The organism is Rhodococcus quanlei (assembly GCF_055231015.1).
Genome location: NZ_JBUYWD010000046.1, coordinates 1 through 1288, shown reverse-complemented (window position 1 = coordinate 1288; position 1288 = coordinate 1). Strand labels below are relative to the sequence as shown.

1 protein-coding gene is annotated in these 1288 nt (G+C 64.0%); it reads left to right on the top strand.

All coding sequences use genetic code 11. The features are described 5' to 3' along the window. Nucleotides 1-117: 117 nt before the first annotated feature. A complete protein-coding gene (locus tag ACZI8Q_RS20655) occupies nt 118-1254 on the top strand; it encodes a DDE-type integrase/transposase/recombinase (protein WP_463375447.1) in 1137 nt (378 codons plus the stop codon). The last annotated feature ends 34 nt before the right edge of the window (nt 1255-1288 follow it).

Genomic DNA, 1288 nt, shown 5'->3' with positions numbered 1-1288 from the left:
GAGTCTCTGGACTCGTGTCTGAGTTCAGGACATGCAGGACAGTTGATGTTTCAGGACATCGAGGACACTCACAGTCCACTCTGGTGACACTCAGGGATGGGCGGAAAAGGGTTTTCGATGAATCCGATCATCGTGGAAGCAGTGGCCAAGGTGGCCGGCGGGACACAGATCAATGTGTCCCGCCTGTGCCGCGAACAGGGCATTTCCCGCAACACCTTCTACACGCTGGTGCACCGTTTCGGTGACGAGGGCGCGTTTGCGTTCACCGCACGCTCGACCCGGCCGAACACCAGCCCGACGGCCACCACACCCGAAGTGCACGAGGCGATCGTGCGGGCCCGCAAAGAACTCGACGACGAAGGCCTCGACAACGGACCGATCTCGATCCGCTGGCGCCTCGAAGACCAGGGCGCGGACCCGGTGCCGTCCCGGTCGACGATCTACCGGGTCCTGACCGACCGCGGCCTGATCGTGCCGCAACCACGCAAGAAGCCCCGCACCCGCCGCACCTTCGAGTTCGCCGAACCCAACGGGTGCTGGCAGATCGACGGACTCGAGCACTACCTCGCCGACGGCACCACGGTCTGCATCCTGCAGATCCTCGACGACCACTCGAGGTTGGACGTGTGCTCGTACGCCGCCGAAGGCGAAACCTCGGCCGCCGCGTGGGCCGCACTGCAGCGGGCGATGAACGGCTACGGGATTCCCGCCCATCTGCTCTCCGACAACGGAACCGCCTTCTCCGGCAAACGCCGCGGTTCCATGGCTGAGATCGAACGCCACCTCGCCGAACTCGGCACGAAGACCATCGCCTCGTCGGTCTACCACCCGCAGACGTGCGGCAAGAACGAACGCGCCCACCAAACCCTGCGCAAATGGCTCACCAAACAACCCACCGCCACCACCCTGGCCGAGTTGCAGACCCAACTCGACACCTACCGGCAGGTCTACAACAATCGTGGCCACCAGGGCATCGGCGGAACAACCCCGCAACAACGCTGGGACGCGACAAATCCCGCCACGCCCACACCAGCACTACCCGGGCGGGCCGGCAGCGCCGAACGCCCCGTCTCGAGCACCGGCGTCATCCAATTCGACGGGCTGTCGATCATCATCGGACGCCGCCACAAGAACACCGACGCCTTCCTGCACTGGCAAGGCGACCGTGTCACCGTCATGATCGGCGACACGATCGCCCGCACCCTTACACTCGACCGCACGACCAGGTATCAGAAACTGTCCCGTAAGTCCTGAGACAGATCTGTCCTCGATGTCCTGAGACATGACA